Source organism: Nodosilinea sp. P-1105, from assembly GCF_012911975.1.
GTDB lineage: Bacteria > Cyanobacteriota > Cyanobacteriia > Phormidesmidales > Phormidesmidaceae > Nodosilinea.
This window is the reverse complement of sequence record NZ_SMDQ01000020.1, coordinates 37,774-59,209: the sequence shown is the minus strand read 5'-3', so window position 1 is coordinate 59,209 and position 21,436 is coordinate 37,774. Positions and strand designations below refer to the sequence as shown.

Annotated in this window: 17 protein-coding genes; 9 read left to right on the top strand and 8 right to left on the bottom strand. The window is 53.4% G+C overall.

The window, feature by feature from the left end; all coding sequences use genetic code 11:
- Nucleotides 1-272: 272 nt before the first annotated feature.
- On the bottom strand, nucleotides 273-2,954 hold the full coding sequence (gene acnA, locus E1H13_RS11140) for an aconitate hydratase AcnA (RefSeq protein ID WP_169613487.1): 2,682 nt from the start codon (nucleotides 2,952-2,954) through the stop codon (nucleotides 273-275).
- A gap of 365 nt (nucleotides 2,955-3,319) precedes the next feature.
- Nucleotides 3,320-4,249 carry a DnaJ domain-containing protein gene (locus tag E1H13_RS11135; protein WP_169613486.1) on the bottom strand — a complete coding sequence of 310 codons (930 nt, stop codon included), beginning with the start codon at nucleotides 4,247-4,249 and terminating at the stop codon, nucleotides 3,320-3,322.
- A gap of 252 nt (nucleotides 4,250-4,501) precedes the next feature.
- Between E1H13_RS11135 and E1H13_RS11130 the strand changes: the two genes are divergently transcribed.
- From E1H13_RS11130 to E1H13_RS11120, 3 genes are read left to right on the top strand one after another with little or no spacing between them, the layout of a single operon-like run.
- The gene (locus E1H13_RS11130; RefSeq protein ID WP_169613504.1) at nucleotides 4,502-4,897 is read left to right on the top strand and encodes an NINE protein; all 396 of its coding nucleotides are present in this window, start codon (nucleotides 4,502-4,504) and stop codon (nucleotides 4,895-4,897) included.
- Between the two features lie 31 nt (nucleotides 4,898-4,928).
- Nucleotides 4,929-5,465, top strand: a complete 537-nt coding sequence (locus tag E1H13_RS11125) for a ComEA family DNA-binding protein (protein ID WP_347404147.1) — start codon at nucleotides 4,929-4,931, stop codon at nucleotides 5,463-5,465.
- Nucleotides 5,466-5,472: 7 nt separating this feature from the next.
- On the top strand, nucleotides 5,473-6,672 hold the full coding sequence (locus E1H13_RS11120; RefSeq protein WP_169613485.1) for a glutathione S-transferase family protein: 1,200 nt from the start codon (nucleotides 5,473-5,475) through the stop codon (nucleotides 6,670-6,672).
- 101 nt (nucleotides 6,673-6,773) lie between these two features.
- Here E1H13_RS11120 and E1H13_RS11115 read toward each other — a convergent pair whose 3' ends face one another.
- The 4 genes from E1H13_RS11115 to tig all read right to left on the bottom strand — a co-directional run bounded on the left by E1H13_RS11115 (nucleotide 6,774) and on the right by tig (nucleotide 11,294).
- The gene (locus tag E1H13_RS11115; RefSeq protein ID WP_169613484.1) at nucleotides 6,774-7,631 is read right to left on the bottom strand and encodes an alpha/beta hydrolase; all 858 of its coding nucleotides are present in this window, start codon (nucleotides 7,629-7,631) and stop codon (nucleotides 6,774-6,776) included.
- A gap of 2 nt (nucleotides 7,632-7,633) precedes the next feature.
- Nucleotides 7,634-8,971: an ATP-dependent protease ATP-binding subunit ClpX gene (gene clpX / locus E1H13_RS11110; protein WP_169613483.1), complete on the bottom strand. Its 1,338-nt coding sequence runs from the start codon at nucleotides 8,969-8,971 to the stop codon at nucleotides 7,634-7,636.
- Between the two features lie 9 nt (nucleotides 8,972-8,980).
- Nucleotides 8,981-9,670: an ATP-dependent Clp endopeptidase proteolytic subunit ClpP gene (gene clpP / locus E1H13_RS11105; RefSeq protein WP_169613482.1), complete on the bottom strand. Its 690-nt coding sequence runs from the start codon at nucleotides 9,668-9,670 to the stop codon at nucleotides 8,981-8,983.
- A gap of 193 nt (nucleotides 9,671-9,863) precedes the next feature.
- Nucleotides 9,864-11,294 (bottom strand): trigger factor, encoded by a 1,431-nt coding sequence (tig, locus tag E1H13_RS11100; protein WP_169613481.1) that lies wholly within the window; start codon nucleotides 11,292-11,294, stop codon nucleotides 9,864-9,866.
- A 218-nt stretch (nucleotides 11,295-11,512) separates the two neighbouring features.
- Between tig and E1H13_RS11095 the strand changes: the two genes are divergently transcribed.
- The 6 genes from E1H13_RS11095 to pheA all read left to right on the top strand — a co-directional run bounded on the left by E1H13_RS11095 (nucleotide 11,513) and on the right by pheA (nucleotide 20,133).
- Entirely contained in the window at nucleotides 11,513-12,547 is a 1,035-nt protein-coding gene (locus tag E1H13_RS11095) for an aspartate-semialdehyde dehydrogenase (RefSeq protein ID WP_169613480.1), read from the top strand.
- Nucleotides 12,548-12,666: 119 nt separating this feature from the next.
- Nucleotides 12,667-13,569 carry a 4-hydroxy-tetrahydrodipicolinate synthase gene (dapA, locus tag E1H13_RS11090; protein ID WP_169613479.1) on the top strand — a complete coding sequence of 301 codons (903 nt, stop codon included), beginning with the start codon at nucleotides 12,667-12,669 and terminating at the stop codon, nucleotides 13,567-13,569.
- A gap of 433 nt (nucleotides 13,570-14,002) precedes the next feature.
- Nucleotides 14,003-15,817 carry a ribonuclease J gene (locus tag E1H13_RS11085; RefSeq protein WP_169613478.1) on the top strand — a complete coding sequence of 605 codons (1,815 nt, stop codon included), beginning with the start codon at nucleotides 14,003-14,005 and terminating at the stop codon, nucleotides 15,815-15,817.
- Nucleotides 15,818-16,477: 660 nt separating this feature from the next.
- A complete protein-coding gene (locus E1H13_RS11080; RefSeq protein WP_169613477.1) occupies nucleotides 16,478-18,499 on the top strand; it encodes an Rne/Rng family ribonuclease in 2,022 nt (673 codons plus the stop codon).
- A 31-nt stretch (nucleotides 18,500-18,530) separates the two neighbouring features.
- Nucleotides 18,531-19,151 (top strand): ribonuclease HII, encoded by a 621-nt coding sequence (locus E1H13_RS11075; protein WP_169613502.1) that lies wholly within the window; start codon nucleotides 18,531-18,533, stop codon nucleotides 19,149-19,151.
- A gap of 58 nt (nucleotides 19,152-19,209) precedes the next feature.
- Nucleotides 19,210-20,133 carry a prephenate dehydratase gene (gene pheA, locus E1H13_RS11070; protein WP_169613476.1) on the top strand — a complete coding sequence of 308 codons (924 nt, stop codon included), beginning with the start codon at nucleotides 19,210-19,212 and terminating at the stop codon, nucleotides 20,131-20,133.
- Here pheA and E1H13_RS11065 read toward each other — a convergent pair.
- Together E1H13_RS11065 and rpsJ are read right to left on the bottom strand one after the other, a co-directional pair.
- Nucleotides 20,114-20,755, bottom strand: coding sequence for an LON peptidase substrate-binding domain-containing protein (locus E1H13_RS11065; protein WP_169613475.1), 642 nt, complete (start codon nucleotides 20,753-20,755; stop codon nucleotides 20,114-20,116). The two genes, pheA and E1H13_RS11065, sit on opposite strands and share 20 nt — an antisense overlap.
- Nucleotides 20,756-20,962: 207 nt before the next feature.
- Nucleotides 20,963-21,280: a 30S ribosomal protein S10 gene (rpsJ, locus tag E1H13_RS11060; protein WP_017300626.1), complete on the bottom strand. Its 318-nt coding sequence runs from the start codon at nucleotides 21,278-21,280 to the stop codon at nucleotides 20,963-20,965.
- Between the last annotated feature and the right edge of the window lie 156 nt (nucleotides 21,281-21,436).

The following is a 21,436-nucleotide window of genomic DNA, read 5'->3' as shown; positions in this document are numbered from 1 at the left end:
CTCTTAACAGGCAAGTAATGACTTGGTTAGGGCTGAGTACCATTGACAGCGCCAGGGCTACTAGAGCATCGGTTCAATAGGGTAAAAACCCGGTTTCTTCGTCGCTGCTCTCACAAGATAACTGCTGTCTGGCCAAGAAACCGGTGTTCTGTGCCAGGTACCGGAGTACCAGCAATGACCTCATCCAATCGGAGACTGTACTTCTTGTAGGTCACCCTTGGGGGAGGTCCAGGGCGACTGCTATGGCAGTGTCGCCCTATTAGGGGAGCGCCCTAAGCTGCTAGCAACTGACGCAGCACGTACTGCAAAATTCCCCCATGGCGGAAGTATTCCACCTCATCTAGGGTGTCAATCCGGCATAGCAGAGGTACCTGGGTGGTTGCTCCATGGCTACGGTGAATGGTGAGGGTGACCGTCATACCAGGCTGAATGCCACTGCTGAGCCCCGTTAGGTCAAAGGTCTCAGAGCCATTCAGGTCTAAGGTGTGGCGATCGCAGCCCGCCTGAAATTGCAACGGCAGCACCCCCATCCCCACCAGGTTAGAGCGATGGATACGCTCAAAGCTTTCCGCAATCACCGCCTTTACCCCCAACAGCCGGGTCCCCTTAGCGGCCCAGTCCCGGGAGGAGCCGGTACCGTACTCTTTGCCAGCAATTACCACCAGGGGGACATCCTCGGCCTGGTACTTCATGGCCGCATCATAGATGGACATTTCAGTCCCATCGGGCATATGTTGGGTCACCCCCCCCGAAGAACCAGGCACCATTTCATTCTGCAGGCGAATGTTAGCGAAGGTGCCTCGCATCATCACCTCGTGGTTGCCCCGGCGGGAGCCATAGGAGTTAAACTCACTGCTATTCACCCCGTTGTCTACCAGGTAGTGGCCAGCGGGGCTGTCAGCTTTGATCGCCCCAGCAGGAGAGATGTGATCAGTGGTAATACTGTCCCCTAGCAGGGCCAGGGGCCGAGCCCCATGGATATCCGCAAAGGCTTGGCCGTTGACCCTGGGGGCCATGGCCTCAAAGTAGGGGGGATTTTGAACGTAGGTGCTGTCGTTCTGCCAATCATAGGTTTGGCTGTCGGCCGGGGCAATTTTCTGCCAATCAGCAGTACCGGTAAACACATTGCTGTAGCGGCTGCGAAACATCTCGGGGGTTAAAGCCGCTGCCATCACCGTCTTGATTTCATCGGTGCTGGGCCAAATATCTTTGAGGTAGACCGGTCGCCCGTCGGCATCCTGGCCAATCGGGTCTGTTTTGAGGTCGATGGCCAGGTTACCGGCGATCGCATAGGCCACCACCAACGGCGGCGACGCCAGGTAATTAGCTTTGGTGTGAGGGCTGACCCGGCCTTCAAAGTTACGGTTGCCCGATAGCACGGCCCCTACCACCAGATCGTTGTCGTCAATGGCGTTGGCGATGGGAGCAGGCAGCGGGCCAGAATTACCGATGCAAGTGGTACAGCCGTAACCCACCAGGTTAAAGCCCAGGGCATCGAGATCAGCCTGCAAACCAGCCTTAGCCAAATAATCAGACACCACCTGGCTGCCGGGGGCCAGGGAGGTTTTCACCCAGGATTTGACCGTCAACCCTTTTTCCCGAGCTTTGCGGGCCACCAGGCCAGCGCCAATCATCACCGAGGGGTTAGAGGTGTTGGTGCAGCTAGTGATGGCGGCAATGACCACGTCGCCATCGGTGAGGGCATAGTCGGCACCGGTCACGGGCACCGACTGTTTTTGGCTGTAGTCTTTACCGCTAAAACTGGGGAAGTCCGCAGTTTTGAACTGGTGGGCCAGGTCAGACAGCAGCACGCGATCCTGGGGCCGCTTTGGCCCCGCCAGGGAAGGCTCAACCGTGTCCAGCTCCAGGGAAAGGGTATCGGTAAAGATCGGATCGGGGGTATCGGTAGAGCGCCACAGCCCCTGGGCCTTGGCATAGGCCTCCACTAGGGCCACCCGTTCGGGGTCACGACCGGAAAACTCTAGATAATGGATGGTTTCGGCGTCGATGGGAAAGAAGCCGCAGGTGGCCCCGTACTCAGGGGCCATATTGGCGATGGTGGCCCGGTCAGCCAGGGTCAGGTGGGACAGCCCGTCACCATAAAATTCCACAAACTTATTCACCACGCCCTTTTGGCGCAGCATCTGCACCACTGTCAACACCAGGTCTGTGGCAGTGGCCCCGTCCGGCAACTGCCCAGTCAGCTTAAAGCCCACCACCTCAGGAATCAGCATTGAAATCGGTTGCCCCAGCATGGCCGCTTCCGCTTCAATGCCGCCTACGCCCCAGCCCAGCACCGACAGACCGTTGATCATGGTGGTGTGGCTATCAGTCCCGACCAGGGTATCGGGGTAGGCCATCGTTTCACCAGCGTCAGTTTTGGTCCACACCACTTGGGCCAAATATTCGAGGTTTACCTGGTGACAAATACCGGTACCGGGGGGCACCACCCGAAAGTTATCAAAGGCATTTTGGCCCCAGCGGAGAAAGGCGTAGCGCTCAAAGTTGCGCTGAAACTCCTTTTCGACGTTTTCACTAAAGGCGGCCGCACTGCCAAAGGCATCCACCATCACCGAGTGATCGATCACCAGGTCGACCGGAGACAGGGGGTTGATTTTGTCGGGGTCGCCCCCCAGCTTAGCCATGGCATCCCGCATGGCGGCCAAATCAACCACAGCAGGGACGCCAGTGAAATCCTGCATTAGCACCCGGGCTGGACGATAGGCAATCTCGCGATCGGAGGTCTGGGTTTGTAGCCAGTCAGCCACCGCTTGCACATCCACCGCTTTCACCGAACGACCATCCTCGTGGCGCAGCAGATTTTCCAACAGCACTTTCAGGCTAAAGGGCAAACGACTAATATCACCCAACGATTTAGCCGCCTCTGGCAGGCTGTAGACCGTATATGGGGTATTGGCTACAGTCAGGGTGGTTTTGGCGTTAAAGCTATTCACAGGGAAGACTCTCCGGTGTCTACAGGATCCTAAGGCTGGGGCTGGGGCAAACCAGATGAAGCAAACCCGACCGCCTCACGCGTCATGGGTAAACGTCATGAGCATCTGAAGTAACGATCGTTGGCTGTCTAAGTCGCAACCAACAGCACAGAGTAGCGTCGTCTTAGCGTATTCCATCTAAAAAAATATCCGCAGCATGGACATCAACCTCAACTCAGTGGGCAGGCAATGGGCAGGCCTACATCCATGTTTTGGATAACGTATTAACTGGAACACTCTTATCCTAATCTGGGAAGGCGATCGCTATGTCGATGAGATTTTACCTTGTTTGCTAGACCACGCTGTAGCGTTGATACCCGATTTAGCTACTTAGAAAACATCCGGCCAAACAATGGGCGCTTAGCTGAGGATGGACTGGATTTAGCCTCGGCCCCCGGTTGGGGCTGGATAATGCTGGCGATATCTAGCTTAAGTTGCTGGGCATACTTCAACGCCACGGCATTTTTAGGGTTGAGCCGCAAGGCTTGCTTAAAGTGAACTTTAGCCATACCGGGTAGGTTACTGAGCAGATAGGCTTGCCCCATTAGGCAATGATATTTGTGATTTTTAGGATCAATCCTCAGGGCATCCTTTAGCTCTTGGATGGCGGCGGGAATCGCTTTAGCTTTGAGATACTCTTGGGCTCGCTGGAAATGGCGATCGGCATAGGCTACCCCAGATATGCCATTATCTTTCGGGAGCTCTGGGTTAGCCACTGATGTCTTAGGAACAGGGGCGGTGATCAAACCAGTGCGCTTTTCTCGGATGACCGGATCGCCCATTTTGCGGCGCAAGTAAACCAAGTTGAGCTCGGCAATGGGGGGGGTGTTGGCTTCAAACGCGCTTAGGGAGGCATATTGGTCGCCGATTAATTGCTCTAAGGCGTGTTCATAAAACAACTCAACCTCAGCCTCAGGGATATCGAGTAACTGACGACTGAGGTGATCTGACGGCTGCAGCTGCCCATCCCGCGTCAACCGCCTTACCTTAAACCGCAGGGTGGCCAACACTTCGCTGCGTCCCTTTTCTAGCTTCAACCGCTGATAGGCCGGGTTGACTAACTTTGAAAATACCTGACTGACAAACGCCTGCTGCTCCGCCGGAGTGTCAATATGAGCATCAGGATGCAGGCGCTTAGCCACAACCCGATAGCGCTTCAGGATGCGACGCTCGTCCGCAGCCACTGAGACCCCCAAAATGGCATAGGGGTCTGTATATCGATTTAGCCAGGCGGGGGAAAAAGCAGGTTGGGACATCCAGCGGTAGCGACAACAGCAAGAACTAAAGTAATCTTATCGACTCTAGCAAAGCCTTTATCCTTTGCTAACCCAATTCAAGGGTTGATGACGCTATAGTAACGGCACTCATCCGTATTTTTATTGTTGCGGATTCTCGGTCAGCTAGGGCGATCGCCTCGATACCCTGTCGATATCTTTACGGTCGGCCTATACTAGGCTCATAGGTTTGTTAGTAATTTTAAACTCCGGGTTGCGATGTCCCGGCTTGCGATGTCCATAGAACTGCGTAGCCGTCGAATTGCTGTTGCTTTAGCTTGGGCTGGGGCCCTAGCCCCGAGTCCTATTCCCCTATCAGGACTACATAAATTTTATCTGGGGCAGCCCGGATGGGGGATCCTGTACCTCCTGCTCAGCTGGACCCAGATTCCCCGCATTGCTTGTGCCATCGAGGGGGTCTGGATGTTAACCCAACCCCAGGAGGCATTTACCAACCACTGGGGACAGCAGGTGGGCTCTCAGGCTGACGCTAGCCCCACCATTGACCCCACCCGGGTCAACGCCCTGGGCGTGGCCCTGCGTGAGCTAGATACCCTACGGCAGGACGGCTTAATTTCTGAGTTTGAGTTTGAGCAAAAGCGTCGTCAACTGTTGGAACAGATTGGATAATGTTGGGGTAAACCATCAGGCAAACGGTACCGTGCTGCTTAAGCGTTGGCAAACTTTCAAGGCTCAGCTCCATCCCTTGGCCAGTCGGTTGGCTGAGGATCCCTACTGTCGGCTCCAGTCTTTGGCAGACGTGACCCTGGCTGCCCAGATGGGATTCATCATTGACGTGAACCAGGCCACCGTAGACGACTGGCTACGGCTGCCCGGCATTTCCATTCGTCAGGCCCAGCGGCTAGAACGATTGCGTCAGAGTGGCGTCCAGTTTTATTGTTTGGCAGATTTGGCAGCCGCTTTAGGGGTGGCATCGGCTCAGCTGCGGCCTCTGGCACCGGTGCTAGCCTTTTGCCACTACGACCGGGATAGTCCGATTACACCCCAGCCCCTTAGTCTGAACCAGGCCACCTCTCAGCAACTCTGTACGATTCCAGGCATGCCCCCAGATCTGGCCCAAACCATTGTGTGGGAACGCCTACGACGGGGAAACTACCAAGATTTAGCTGACCTACAAACCCGGCTGCAGTTGTCCCCAGACACAATTCAGCGATTGATGTATTACCTACAGACTTAACCCTCCCATGCCCGTTGCTCCCCTGACCTGGTCTGACCTAGACACCCGCACAGATTTCAGTATCGACACTGTTAACGGCCCCACCAATGCCCAGGCCACCCTGCGCCTGTTTGGCCAGCCCGAAGCTGATCTGCGAGTTACCCTCTACCGGGATAATCACGCCTGGTGCCCTTACTGCCAAAAGGTATGGCTGTGGTTAGAGGAGAAACAGATTCCTTACCAGGTCAAGAAGGTGACCATGTTTTGCTACGGCCAAAAAGAGGCCTGGTACAAGCAACGGGTGCCCTCGGGCATGCTACCAGCTCTGGAGCTAGACGGAATGACGATCACTGAAAGCGATGATATTTTGCTGGCCCTAGAGCAAGCTTTTGGCCCTTTAGGCCAGGGCATGACCGACCCAGCCGTGCTGCCCCTGCGCCAATTAGAGCGATCGCTGTTTCGGGCCTGGTGCCTATGGCTGTGCTACCCCAGCCGTTCTAGTCGTGCCGATCGCCGGGCCCAAGAGCAATTTGTCGGGGTGGTAGCCAAAGTAGAGCAGGCCCTGGCCCATACCCCTGGGCCTTATTTCTTAGCCTCCTTTGGCACTGCCGATGTGGTGTTCACCCCCTATGTGGAGCGGATGAATGCTAGTTTGTACTACTACAAAGGCTATTCCCTACGGCAGGACAATCCTCGTCTGAGCGCCTGGTTTGACGCCATGGAAAGCCGCCCTACCTATCGCGGCACCCAGAGCGATTTTCATACCCATGCCCACGATTTGCCGCCGCAAATGGGGGGATGCTATGAAAATGGCACTCCCCAGATGTTGGAGAATAAGGCGCGGGTAGACCAGGGCCCCTGGTTTGGCCTGCCGGATGTCACCTACCCAGAGCCAGACACCGCTAAGGAAGAAGCCCTATACCGGGTCATTAAGCACCGGCAGAATATCATCCGGGTTAACCCCATTGACGATGCTTTATTTGACCAAGCCCTGCGCTGTGCATTGACTGAGATGATTACAGGGGAGGATTGTCCCCCGCCCCCGGGGACAGAGGTAGGGCTACGGTACTTGCGCGATCGGATCAATGTACCCCGGGACATGTCGATCTATGCCGCCAAACACTTACGCCAGAGCCTGGAAGCGGCCGCCGCCCTAGCTGGAGATGGACAGCCACCACCCATTCCTCTCAGTCACCGCCGCGATCAAGATCCGGCCAATTTCAAATAGCCCGACAGCATAGACTGAGCAAAGCGCTAGTGAGCTGATAGATCATAGGTGGTCATCGCCAACCACCAAGCGTATCCACCCCGTAACCAGAAATCCTCCGCTCATGCTTGCAGGAAGGTTTTGACATAGCCCAAATACGTTTCAGGATCCTCCAGCATCGGGAAATGCCCTGTGTTTTTCACCAGGGCATACTCAATCTGAGGGTTCAGCGCTGCTGCCTTGCGCCCCAACTCTGCGGGGGTAATTTTGTCCAACTCCCCCGATACCAGTAGGGTGGGTACGCTGATTTTGGCAAACTCCACCGGCATCACCTCCGTTGCCCGTTTACTGACCGACGTGAAAATCGTGCCCAGGGCTGTAGCGTAATCGGCGGCGAGAAAGTCCTCTAAAAACGCCACCTTCTCGGCCGCAGGGATCGGGCGGCTAAGAAAGCGGGCCATAAAGAAGCGTGGTGCTAGGGGGATTCGGCCCAGCCATTTGGGCCGAAAGGCGACCACGTAACCCCCAAATTTATAGAAGGCTTCAAAGGCGACCTTGTCATACTCAAACACTCCATTACAGGTGAGAATCACCCGCTCCACCAGATGAGGGAATTGGTTCACAAAGTACACGGCCACTGAGGCTCCCATAGAGTGAGCATTGACCGACACCGACCCTAGCCCCAGAGCAGACAGCAGCTCAGCTAGGTCATGGGCATAGGTATCGAGCTCATAGCCCCGTTGCTCCATCGCCGCCTGCTGGTTGGGGGGAATCTGCGATCGCCCAAACCCACGCATGTCATACAGCAAACAATCATACTGATCAGCCAGGGCGACCGCCGTACTGCGCCAGTAGCGGGCCGACCCAGCCCAACCGTGGACGAATACCATCACCGGCCTGGTGGAAGCCGGATTACGGGGAGTCTCAGTACCAACCCACTCATAGTAGTGGTCAATGCCATTGACATTCAGGTAAGCCATGATTAGGCCGACTCAGGCTTAGGCATAGACGAAGGGTGTAGTAGCAAATCAGCCGTAGACCGCTGCTCGACCATCTCGCAGGTAATCGTGCAGCGCTTCATATCTTTACGGGAAGGCACTTCGTACATGATGTCGAGCATCAATTCTTCAATAATGCCCCGCAGCGCTCGGGCCCCAGTCTTGCGACGGTAAGCCTCCCGGGCGATCGCCCTGAGGGCATCCGACTTAAACTCCAGCTGCACATTGTCCATCCGCATCAGCTTTTGGAACTGCTTCACCAGCGCATTCTTAGGCTCAGTCAAAATCGCCATCAGCGACTCTTCATCCAGAGGATCCACCACCGAAGTAGCCGGAATCCGGCCAATAAATTCAGGGATTAGGCCAAACTTCACCAGATCATCTGGCTCTAAATGGCGCAGCACGTCCGCTGTCCGTTTTTCCCGAGAAAGCTGCCCTTCTCCAGGCTGGACAAAGCCAATCGACTTCTTGCCAATTCGCTGCTCCACAATTTTCTCTAAGCCGACAAAAGCCCCACCGCAAATAAATAGAATATTGCTGGTGTCAATCTGAATGCAGTCTTGATAGGGGTGCTTACGTCCCCCCTGGGGCGGCACATTGGCCACAGTACCCTCTAGCATCTTCAGGAGAGCCTGCTGCACCCCTTCGCCAGAGACATCACGGGTAATGGATGGGTTCTCGCTCTTACGGGCGATCTTATCAATTTCGTCAATGTAGATAATGCCTCGCTGGGCCTCTTCTACATCCAGATCAGCCACCTGCAGCAGCCGTAGCAGAATGTTTTCCACATCCTCGCCCACGTAACCCGCTTCGGTCAGGGTGGTAGCATCTGCGACCGCAAAGGGAACCTCCAGAATACGAGCCAAGGTTTGAGCCAGTAGGGTCTTGCCACAGCCCGTAGGGCCAATCAGCAAAATATTCGACTTTTGTAGCTCAATAATGTCGTCAGGGGCCTCTCCCTCTAGCTCCTGCAGATAGCTCAGGCGCTTGTAGTGGTTGTACACCGCCACCGACAACACTTTTTTGGCTTCGTTCTGGCCAATCACATGGTCATCTAAATAATTCTTAATTTCCCTCGGCTTAGGAATTTGACTCAGGGAGAGCGCTGGAGCCGTTCGGGTCCGCTCTGGAGTCGCCTCTCGTCGAGGCACAGGCTGGGCTACAGCGGTACCCGAGTCGAACAACTCTTCGTCAAGAATTTCGTTGCAGAGGTCGACACATTCGTCACAAATATAAACCCCCGGCCCCGCAATTAGTTTACGGACTTGCTCCTGGGACTTTCCACAAAATGAGCACTTAAGATGGGAGTCATACTTAGACATAAAATGCCCCTAGTTGAGTTCAGTCGCAGTAGGGTGAACTGAAAGCGCTTGCTGCTCGATAACGTCATCGATTAGCCCGTATTCTTTAGCCTCTACCGCCGACATATAAAAGTCACGCTCAGTATCAACTTCAATCCGCTCAATGGGTTGGCCGGTATGATGGGCAATCAACTCATTCAAGCGGCTCTTATGATAGAGAATCTCCTTCGCCTGAATTTCAATGTCCACCGCCTGACCCTGAGCACCACCCAGGGGTTGGTGAACCATAATTCGAGAACTGGGTAGAGATAACCGCTTGCCCTTAGCCCCAGCACAAAGCAGAAACGCTCCCATACTAGCAGCCAAACCAAAGCAGATGGTGACCACATCAGGGCGAATTTGCTGCATGGTATCGTAAATGGCCATGCCGGCTGTCACCGATCCCCCAGGAGAATTGATGTATAACTGCACATCTTTCTCCGGTTCTTCGGCATCCAGGTAAAGCAGTTGAGCCACGATCGAGTCAGCCACCTGGCCATCGACCGGGGTGCCTAAAAACACAATTCGCTCCCGCAGCAGCCGCGAGTAAATGTCGAACGCCCGCTCTCCACGGCCTGACTGCTCAACAACCACAGGCAGTACGTTGCGCAACGAGTTCACACTAACAGCAGAAGGATTCAAACTTAGGATGGGGTTAATGGGTGTATTCGATGCAATCATAATCACTTTGCGCAAGATTTCAAGGGCGTGGAGAAATATATATCACCACCTATCCGACATTATGCCCCAAAAAACTTAGGCTTCCTGGGGGATAACCCAGCACCAGTTGGAGTATAAACCAAATCTAAGCCCAGACCTGGAGTTCTGCCTGTGGAAAAACTCCAGATCCCGAGATCGGCTCGATATAGTTGGCCTACTCTTCCTCACCGTCGTCCCTGGCATCAGCCACTGGCTGACTCTTGACATCCACCGTAGCTTCACTAGCGGCTTCCACATCTTCGACAGCATCCTCTTCGATGGGGGTCAGGGTCCCCTCCGGCACTAACTCCACTGGATTAGTCTCTTCCAACCAGGCCAGAATTTTTTCCTGCAACAGTTCTTCATGGAGAACCTGCTTTAGGCGATCGGGATCGATTTGACTCGGATCTTCAATCTCTGTCATCGTCTCATCGATCTTGGCTTGCAGGGTTTCAGCTTCGATGGTGATACCTTCTTGCTTCGCCACTTCCCCTAGGGCCAGGGTTCGCCGTAACCGCTCTATGGCGTCGGGCTTGGTCCGCTGCCGCATATTTTCCACCAGATCTCGAGTCAGCATTTTGTTGACGTCAAGGCCTTGACGGCTCAGCTGCATGATGGTTTGGCTCAGCAGAAAATTGACTTCCTGCTGCACCAGGGTGTCTGGAATTTCTGCATCTAGTTGTTCAACCAACGCTTCAATCAGAGCCGCTTCCTTATTGGCCTTGGTGCTCTGCTCCGCCTCCTGTTGATAGCGCTCCTCTAGGGAGGCGCGCAGCTCTTCGATGGTCTCGAATTCGCTAATTTCTTGGGCAAAATCATCGTCGAGATCCGGCAATTCTTTCTCTTTAATTTCCTTCAGCGTGATCGCAAACCGGGCAGGCTTCCCGGCCAACTCCGCCTGGGGATAATCCTCGGGGAAGGTCACCTCCACATCCTTGGACTCCTCTAGGGCCATGCCGACAATCCCTTCCACAAAGCCTGGGATAAATCGTCCTTCCTCCAGCTCTACCTGAAAGTCGGTACCAGAACCACCCGCAAATTCTTCGTACTCGCCATCATCCCCTTCGGCTGTACCGACAAAATCAATGACAGCGACATCCCCCATCTGGGCGGGCCGGTCTTCAATCGGTACTAGGGTGGCTAGATTGTTTTGATATTGCTTGAGGGTGGTATCAACCTTGTCTGGATCGGGCAGAATTTCTTCCGCCTGCACCGAGAGCTGTTTATATTGCTTCAGGGTGACCCGTGGGGGCACATCCACCGCCGCCGTAATCGTCACAGCTGCACCAGGCTCGTATTGGCTGAGCAAATCATCAAAGGACGACTTGAGCTGGTAATTGCCAATCGCCTCAATCGACTCTTGTTTAATGGCTTGGTCGACCGCTGTTTGCACCAATTCTTCTAGCACCGCAGCCTTAAACTGAGCCACCCCAACCCGCTGCAAGAATACTTTTCGAGGTACCTTGCCCTTGCGAAAGCCCGGAACGTTGACGGTTTTCATCAACTTGTTGAGCACTTTGTCGTAGGTTTTTTGAGACAGCTCTGCCGGAATTTCAATTTCTAGGCCCAATTGGCTGTCGGGCAGTGCTTCCTGGGTAACTTTCATGGGGTGTGTTGGCTATCTAGACGGCTACTGCGCCAGCCCCAAACCGGGCTAAGCAACTTTTGGCGCAATTAATAAGCATACTCCAATCTCTCCAGTCTTGTAAGGCGTTGCCTCAATAAAACTTGTTGAGGTCGGTCAATAACTGGCTATTTCCCAGAAGCACAAATGTTAGTATCGGCAGATAGATTTTGTTGCCATTGTTTCTGTGAGGTAAAGCTGTGTCGAACGGGTTGCGGATTGCGGTGTTGGGAGCCACTGGAGCGGTAGGGGCCGAAATTTTAACGCTGCTAGAGCAGCGGCAGTTTCCCGTTAAAACGCTGACCCTCCTCGCTTCCCCCCGTTCTGCTGGGACCAAACTCACCTTTCAGGGGGAGACGGTTGACGTGCAGGTCTTAGATGACAACTGCTTTAAGGGCATTGACCTAGTGCTGGCGTCGGCGGGTGGATCAGTCTCTAAGCAATGGTTACCTAAAGCAGTCGCCGCTGGGGCGCTGGCGGTGGATAACTCTAGCGCCTTCCGTATGGATCCTGCCGTGCCTCTGATTGTACCTGAAGTGAACCCAGAGGCCACTAAAGCCCATCAAGGCATCATTGCCAACCCTAACTGCACCACCATCTTAATGGCCTTGGCCGTCTGGCCGCTGCATCAGGTACAACCGGTGCAGCGGATTGTGGTGGCCACTTATCAGTCTGCTAGCGGGGCTGGAGCCCGAGCTATGGAGGAAGTTAAACAGCAGGCCCAAGCGATGCTGAACGGCCATCCCCCTGTGACCGAGGCCTTTCCCTATCCCCTGGCCTTTAATTTATTTCCCCACAACTCCGATCTCAATGATCTGGGCTACTGCCAAGAGGAGATGAAAATGGTGAATGAAACCCGCAAAATTTTTGGGGATCCCAATATTCGCATTTCCCCAACCTGTGTGCGGGTTCCCGTATTGCGGGCGCATTCTGAGGCGATTAACTTAGAATTCAACCAGCCTTTTTCCGTGGCGCAGGCTAAAGTTGTTTTGTCTCAGGCACCTGGGGTGAAGGTGGTCGAAGATTGGGGGCGCAACTACTTCCCGATGCCCATTGAGGCCAGTGGCCAAGATAATGTACTGGTGGGCCGCATTCGCCAGGATATCTCTAATCTGAATGGCTTAGAACTGTGGCTCAGTGGTGATCAGATTCGGAAAGGAGCGGCCTTGAATGCGGTACAGATCGCCGAGTTGGTGATGACGTCGCCTGGGGTAGCGCCGTCCCTGACCGTTTAGGACGTCAGGCAAGACTTCAAGTCTAGCTTTCTAGGCGAAGTTGGTATAATCCAAAAGCGCTAAGTTAATTTGTGTCCCTGCCCTGGGGGTTGAACTCACGTAGAGGATAGCAAAGTCGGGTGATATATTTCGGCAGAGTGCTGACGGCCATGGTGACGCCATTTTCTGAAGATGGCTCTGTGGATTATGCTGTGGCAGAACGTTTGGCGGATCATTTGGTGGCCCATGGTAGCGATGGTTTAGTGGTGTGTGGCACCACAGGCGAGTCGCCCACATTGACCTGGGATGAAGAGTATCAACTGTTTAAGTCTGTTAAGCAGGCGGTAGGGGGGCGTGCCAAGGTGGTTGCTGGCACAGGGTCTAACTGTACCCGAGAGGCCATTCAGGCGACTCGTAAAGCCAGCCAGTTGGGCTTAGATGGGTCGTTACAGGTTGTGCCCTATTACAATAAGCCGCCCCAGGAGGGAATCTATCAACACTTTAGTCAGATCGCCCAAGCGGTGCCGGATCTGCCCATCATGCTCTACAATATTCCTGGACGGACGGGCTGTGCGATGGCGGTGGAGACGGTAGCCCGTTTAGCTCAGATTGATAACGTTGTGGCTATCAAAGAGGCTAGCGGTAACCTAGACCAAGCAAGCCAAATCCGGCATAGTACTCCCACTGGCTTTAGCATCTATTCAGGGGATGATTCCTTGACTCTTCCCCTAATGTCGGTTGGAGGCTCTGGGGTTGTAAGTGTGGCCAGTCATCTAGTGGGTGATTTGCTGCAACAGATGATACAAGCTTACGAGTCTGGGCAGCCTAAGCTAGCTACCAACTTGCACCTGAAGTTGTTACCTTTGTTTAAAGCGCTATTTGTTACCGCTAACCCAATTCCAGTGAAAGCGGCCTTGGCCATGCAGGGCTGGCAAGTGGGCTCTGTGCGATCGCCCCTTTCCCCTGCTGATGATTCTGTGCATATTTTGCTTAAGGGCGTTTTAGAACAGCTCTTCAACGAGGTGACCCAGCCCACCACCTAGCGACAGGAGGCCAGAGTCGAGAGGCTACCCTGCTTGCGTTATCAGTGTTTTTGACAACTGAATATCTGCATTAACCGGTTCAATTTTCGATTTTGTTCTTTTACCTAGTAATAATCACTATATGACCTGTTTTGACCACAACCTGTCCCCCTGGGCATCCGCCAACGGATCTTGGTTCCTAAAGGAGCTGATCAACGCTAAAGGGGACTTGCTCCAATCTCTGACGCTCCAGTCTCTGACCTAGATCCCTTTTTAGGGTCCTGGCAGCTAAGGCTAAAGCTATGCTGTCCTCGTTGGACATCTGGCTGTTTTGACCGCGATAGGCTGACCTCTCGCCTCATCTTGATTGTGTTGGCCAACTATCCCTAGCAGGCTGCTGTGTAGCTCTAGTATTTCAAATTCTTTCCTTATCCTTTCTTTAAAGAGATCGTTTATGACTTCCAAAAATCCGAATAATGCTCTGAAAATTGTTCCCCTGGGGGGATTGCATGAAATTGGTAAGAACACCTGTGTGTTTGAGATCAACGATGAAATCATGCTGCTAGATGCAGGGCTTGCTTTCCCTACTGACGGTATGCACGGCGTCAACATTGTGCTGCCCGACGTCACCTACTTGCGAGAAAATCGCCACAAAATTAAGGGCATGATTGTCACCCACGGTCATGAAGATCATATTGGCGGCATTGCCTTTCACTTGAAGCAGTTTGATATCCCCGTGATCTATGGCCCTCGGTTAGCCATGGCCCTGTTAGAGGGTAAGTTAGAGGAAGCCGGGGTAGTAGATCGCACAGAACTGCGTCGGGTACGTCCCCGTGAGACGGTGCGAGTCGGTAATTCGTTTTTAGTAGAGTATATTCGCAATACCCACTCCATTGCCGACAGTTGTTCGGTGATTATTCATACCCCGGTTGGGATCGTCGTGCATACTGGCGACTTTAAGTTTGACCACACTCCGGTGGATGGTGAATTCTTTGATATCCAAAAGCTGGCAGAAGCCGGTGAACGGGGAGTGCTTTGTTTGGTCAGTGATTCCACTAATGCTGAGGTTCCTGGTCATACTCCCTCGGAGCGATCGGTGTTCCCTAATCTCGATCGTGAGTTTTCCCAGGCAGATGGGCGCTTGATTGTGACCACGTTCTCGTCCTCGGTGCATCGGGTCAATATGATTTTGGAACTGGCCCAAAAGCATAACCGCAAGGTATTTGTGGTCGGCCGATCGATGCTGAATGTGATCGCCCATGCTCGCGATTTGGGCTACATCAAGTGTCCAGATAGTCTTTTCTTACCGCTGCGATCGCTTTCGCAAACGGCCGACGAGAACGCCTTAATTCTAACCACAGGCTCCCAAGGGGAACCCCTGGCTGCCCTCACCCGGATCGCCAATGATTCCCATCGACAAATTCGGGTCAAAAAAGGGGATACTGTGGTATTTTCGGCCAACCCGATTCCCGGCAACACGATCGCCGTGGTCAACACCATCGACAAGCTGATGATGCGTGGGGCCAACGTCGTTTACGGTAAAAATAAGGGTATCCATGTTTCCGGTCACGGCGCCCAAGAAGATCAAAAGCTGATGCTGGCGTTAACCCGGCCCAAATATTTTCTACCCGTCCACGGCGAGCACCGGATGTTGGTCAAACATGCCCAAACAGCCCAAAGTATGGGGGTCCCCGCTGACCACATGGTGATTATCCAAAACGGTGACATGGTTGAAGTCGATCCATCTGGCATTCGCATTGCGGGCCAAGTCCCCTCCGGCATTGAGTTAGTGGATTCTTCCCGAGTTGGCCTGGTCGGTCGTGATATTCTCAAAGACCGTCAACAACTGGCCGAAGACGGTGTCGTCACCATTGCCGCCACCCTGAACGACAAAGGCAAACTGCTAGCCGACCCAGTGGTACAACTACGGGGAGTAGCCCATTCCATCGACCCCGATCGCCTGCAAAAGTCGGTTAAGCAAGTGATGACCCAAACCCTAGATGCCCGGGGCGCCGAGCTACAGGCCAATGGGAGTAAAGCCCTGGATTGGCAGGACTTGAAAGGGGCGTTAGAGCAAGATTTGCGTCGGCTGCTACGACGGGAGCTCAATAAGCGCGATCCTCTCTTAATTTTGCTGCTGCAAGGGGAAGCCATTACCCCCAAGGCTAGCTCTAAGGCTAAACCGACGAAGACCGAAGAAGCCCCTGAACCGGAAGTAAAAGTACAGCGGCGTACCCGCCCTCGAGCTACAGCGGTTTCAGCCTCTTAACCACGTTCCCTTAACGTTACCGATCTGACATCATGGCCATCTCCGGGGTTAAGCCTGGAGGTGGCCATTGGGTATGAGCCTTGATCAGTACCCTGTCTCTCCTGAGGTTTCCCCCTGGAAGAAGGTGCATTTTCTTGAGCTGTATGCTACAAAGATACGCAACTATATGCTATAGCTTCTGCTTGAGGCTATAATGCAATCAGGCAGGCGTAAATGTGCATTACGCATGACACATGGTGCGTGTTTGAAGCAGCTACAAGATCTTAGCGCTGAATGCCTTCATATAGAATTTTGTTCGATTTTGTCGGTTGACTAACGCTAGCTTTGGCACGAACAAACATTCACAGGTAACCAGCGATAAGGGGTTCATGCCCGTCTGCATGGATCATCAGGTTAGAGGGTTCCAGCTAAATATCTATCCAAGGTTTTGCCGAGACCGGCCCGAGGGGCCGAGTTCGCGTTCCTGAAAGGGATATGTCTTTAGGTGGAAGACTCTTAGGCGCTGCCCTCAAACATTTGGTCGTCCAGCCTTTGCAAAATTAGTTTCCCCGGTGCCTGGTGGGGTCGTTGAATGGGTCAATGATGTGACCAAGTTCTTCACGTCGGGCCGGGAATCTCCAGATTTTATCCGCCCTAGTGAGCGTTGTATGAGGAATTTGAATGCCGAAGCAGATTATTATTGCTGAGCAGAATCGGATTGCTGCGGTTTTTTCAGAAGATCAGATTCAAGAACTGATTGTCGCCACCGGTAGCCATCAAGTTAGTGACATTTATTTGGGTACCGTAGAAAATGTGCTCCCTGGTATTGACGCCGCCTTCGTCAACATTGGTGACAGTGAGCGCAACGGCTTTATGCATGTGACCGACTTAGGTCCCCTACGTCTCAAGCGCATGGCTGGGTCGATCACTGAACTGGTGGCTCCCCAGCAAAAAGTGTTGGTTCAAATTATGAAAGAACCAACCGGGAATAAAGGCCCCCGGTTAACGGGGAACATTTCTTTACCAGGGCGCTATCTAGTGTTGATGCCCTCCGGGCGGGGGGTCAACCTCTCAAGGCGAATTCGTAATGAAAATGAACGCAACCGGTTGCGCGCCCTAGCTATTCTAATTAAGCCTGCAGGCATGGGCTTGTTAGTCCGTACTGAAGCCGAAGGAATTAGCGAAAACGCCATTATTGAAGATCTAGAATCCCTGCAAAAGCAGTGGGAAAGTATTCAACAACAGGCTCTGTCTACCCGCCCACCGGCCTTGTTAAACCGGGATGATGACTTTGTGCAACGGGTGCTGCGAGATGCCTACACCGGTGATGTCAACCGGATTGTAACTGATTCGAGCACTGGGCTGAAACGGGTCAAGCAGCATCTTGCCAGTTGGAGTGACGGTCAGGTGCCAGCCGGTGTATTGATCGATCAGCATCGAGAACGTACTCCAATTCTGGAATATTTCCGGGTCAATGCGGCTATTCGTGAGGCCCTTAAACCTCGGGTTGATCTACCTTCCGGGGGGTACATCATCATTGAACCAACCGAAGCGCTGACGGTGATTGATGTCAACTCTGGTTCGTTTACTCGGTCGGCTACAGCCCGTGAGACGGTGCTTTGGACCAACTGTGAAGCGGCCACCGAAATTGCTCGCCAGTTGCGACTGCGCAATATCGCTGGGGTGATCATCGTCGACTTTATCGACATGGACTCACGGCGCGACAAGTTGCAAGTCCTGGAGCACTTTAGCAAAGCGCTGCGAGCAGATAAAGCCAGACCGCAAATTTCTCAGTTGTCGGAGTTAGGACTGGTTGAACTCACCCGTAAACGACAAGGCCAGAATCTTTACGAATTATTTGGCCGCAGCTGCCCCACCTGTGGCGGGTTAGGTCATCTGGTGCATCTGCCGGGGGATACCCCTGGAGATAGCAGTGACGTATCGGCTAAGGTTGCCGTTGTATCCGGATCAGCAGAGCCCCAACTGTCTCCCGCACTACGGGAGACGCAACTGGATGGCATAGACACCCATGCTGACCTGCAAGAGCTAGATCTGGTTAACCATCCCAGTTATCAAGACAAATCAGGTCGTGGTAACCGGCGGCGGCGGCGCCGTGATCCATTGCCAGGACGGAGCAATGGTAAAGAAGCACCTGCCCCCAAGGATGGCCCCCCTGAAGCGCCTATCTTGGCCAAGGATGGGACGACTCCGACAACAGCAGATGAAAAGGCCCCTTCTCGCTCTGGGCGGAGTCGTTCTGGCGGCAGGTCTGAGAAGAAATCGGCTACCCCCACTCAGGTGGTGACGGTAGAAATGACCCCTGATGAGCAGCGGATTTATGCCATGATGGGAATCTCACCAACGGTGCTCGCTACCGAAGAGATCAAAGCAACCAGAGATGTAACCGTCTCAGTGGTGTTACCAGGGCAGCAGTCCATGGCGGCAGAGGGTGGCGATGACACCCAGGCTTCCAGTCCAGCCCTAAGCCATTCGGAGGCTCCACCATCATCCATATCTGATTCGGTGGCAGCAGCTGAGCAGCCCTCCCAGCAGGCTGCCCCTGAGGCTGTAGCTGTGGCGACTGTGGGTGGCGATTCTGGAGACAACGGCTCTGATGATGACAGGGCTCCTGAAAATGCAGGCACGGTTCGTCGCCGTCGCCGTCGCCGCTCCTCTGCCAATGGGGATGGATCTGACGAGTGATGGGGTGAGTGTCTTGCCAGACAATCTAAAGATGGAGGCTGCCGCTGCCTTGCCCATAGCGATCGCAGGGGTCGATGAAGTGGGGCGTGGGGCTTTGTTTGGGCCTGTGGTTGCAGCAGCCGTGATCTTGCCTCCCACGGCTAGGGCAGCTTTGGCGGCCTTAGGGGTAACAGATAGCAAGCGTCTGAGCGATCGTCGTCGTCGTCAACTGGTAACGCCGATTAAGACCCTAGCTGCAAACTATGCCATTGGGTTAGGGTCGGTGCACGACATTGAGCGGCTGAATATTTTAGGGGCCACCTGGCTGGCCATGACTCGAGCCATTACCCAACTAAGCCCAACTCCGAGCCTATGCTTGGTGGATGGCAATCGCCCCATTCCCAATCTGACTATCCCTCAGCAAGCGGTAACTAGAGGCGATCAGACCCACATCGAAATCGCGGCCGCCAGCATTCTGGCTAAAGTTTGGCGAGATACCCTGATCACCCGTCTCGATAGCCGCTATCCTGGCTACGGATTGGCCCAGCACAAAGGCTATGGCAGCGCCATGCATCGCCACGCCATTCAGGCCCTAGGGCCGACGTCCCAACATCGCCGTTCCTTTAAAGGCTGCCAGGGAGAGGGCTCGAGCCAACTGGATGGTTCAGGGTAAGGAGCATAACAGATTAGACGTACTATGGAACAATCTGGCAACCATCTATCCCTCGCCTATGACCGTTACCATTGCCTATTTGGGGCCTGAAGGTACTTACTCACAATTGGCCGCCTTGGCCTATAGCCTGGAACTGGAGCGACGCACCAGTCAATCGGTGGTGTTGCAAGATTTTCCCAGCATTCCCCAAGCATTAGAGGCTACCACCGACGGTATTACCACACTGACTTTAGTACCCGTAGAAAACTCGACGGAGGGTAGTGTGAGGACTACCCTCGATACCCTTTGGGCCTTGGGCACCCTAAGAATACATCATGCGCTAGTGATGCCCATTCGTCATGCTTGTTTATCACAGGCACAATCCTTAAGCGATGTACAAGCCATCTACTCACATCCTCAGGCCCTTTCCCAGTGTCAGCACTGGTTAGCCCATCACCTCCCCCAAGCAAAGTTAGCCGCGACCAATTCCACCACAGAGGCGTTGAGCCACTTGTCAGACAGCACTACGATCGCAGCCATCGCTTCCGAATGGGCTGGTCAGCTCTACAATCTGCCCGTTTTGGCCCATGACATCAACGACCACCAAGATAACTGCACCAAATTTTGGGTACTGCGACGGGAAGATACCGCTCAACTGGCTGACCAGGGGCACTATACATCGTTAGCCTTTAGCCTACCAGTGAATGCCCCGGGGTGCTTGCTGAAACCTCTCCAGATCTTTGCCCACTACGGCATCAACCTGAGCCGGATTGAGTCGCGCCCTAGCAAACGATCCTTAGGGGACTACCTATTTTTTGTGGACCTAGAGATAGATGCCGTCAGCGATCGCGGTCAACAAGCCCTAGCTGAACTGTTACCTTGTACGGAAACCTTGATTAATTTTGGCAGCTATGACCTGATGGCTGTTAACCATACGCTGGAGACCGCTAAGCAGAAATATATGGATCTCCAGAGCCACGACATCACTCCAAAACTTCTTTAAGGGCGGCGCGAGCTGCCAAATGGTTACGAGTCGACGTCAGAATTTCAGCTTCTCGCTCCAGGCGATCACTCGTATCTTCCATTTCCAGCAATAACTGCTGTTCCATGGTGACCCCATGTAGGTTACTGGCCACCCAATAAGATAACTCGATCGGAATATCTGGGATATTGTCAGGCACTTCCAGGGATTGACTAGTCAGTTTAGCCGACAAATGCACCACATCTCGCAATAGACGATCAACATTGGCCGCTAAGGGACGCAGGTCAGCGTTAGGGGCTTTGTCTTCTATCCACTCCACCATGCCAACACGGTAGGGCTTTTGACGCACGTAACTCAATACCCGAAAGCGCTGTTGGCCGAGGGTTAGAATCTTCATTCGATCATCAGGTAACCGTTGGTAGTGCAAAATTTCAGCACAACAGCCCACTTGAGCCGGTTCCCCAGTGGTGGGATCAAGCATCAGCACTCCGAAACGGCGATCGCTCTGCAGGATGGTGTTCATCATCATCCGGTAGCGAAATTCAAAGATATTGAGCGGTAAGTGCCGACCAGGAAATAAAACGAGTTCGGGTAATGGGAAAAGCGGTAGTTCTCGCACAGATATAGACTCGGAGAATGCCATTGTACTTGCCTGAAGTGTTGCCAGCCTCGTTTTGCGCGATCAAGGCGAACCGTAACACTTGTTAATATTCTAACCCAACACCGGGGCGGATGCTTGAAATGTAGCATTGGTAATCAGTAAATGAATTCAATCACCATCACCAAACCCGCTGATCTTTTTACCAGACCAACGGGCTTAAGTTAGCCATCGCTTTAATTTAAACCACGGCTAGAGTTTCACTTCAATGTCAACCCCAGCGGGTAAATCTAACTTCATTAGGGCATCAATCGTCTTAGACGACGGCTGGTAGATGTCGATGATGCGGCGATGGGTCCGACTTTCGAAGTGTTCTCGAGAATCTTTATCCACGTGGGGCGATCGCAAAACACAATAGATCCGACGCTTAGTGGGTAAAGGAATAGGGCCAATTGCTGTAGCGTTAGTGCGATTGGCAGTATCTACAATCTTTTCACAGGAGGTATCCAGTAACCTGCGGTCAAATGCTTTCAAACGAATACGGATTTTTTGCTGCTGAATAGTGGCCATGGGCTCTCGCTCGGATAAATTGTCAAGGTTCAATACAAGCAAAGACATTAGACAAGCTCAGGAGCAGGCCATTAACTGATCCTGCCCCTGAAAGCACTCCACCTAAGTTTATCCTTTCTGGATAGCTTTTTAGTTGGAATACCCTGATGTCTAGGA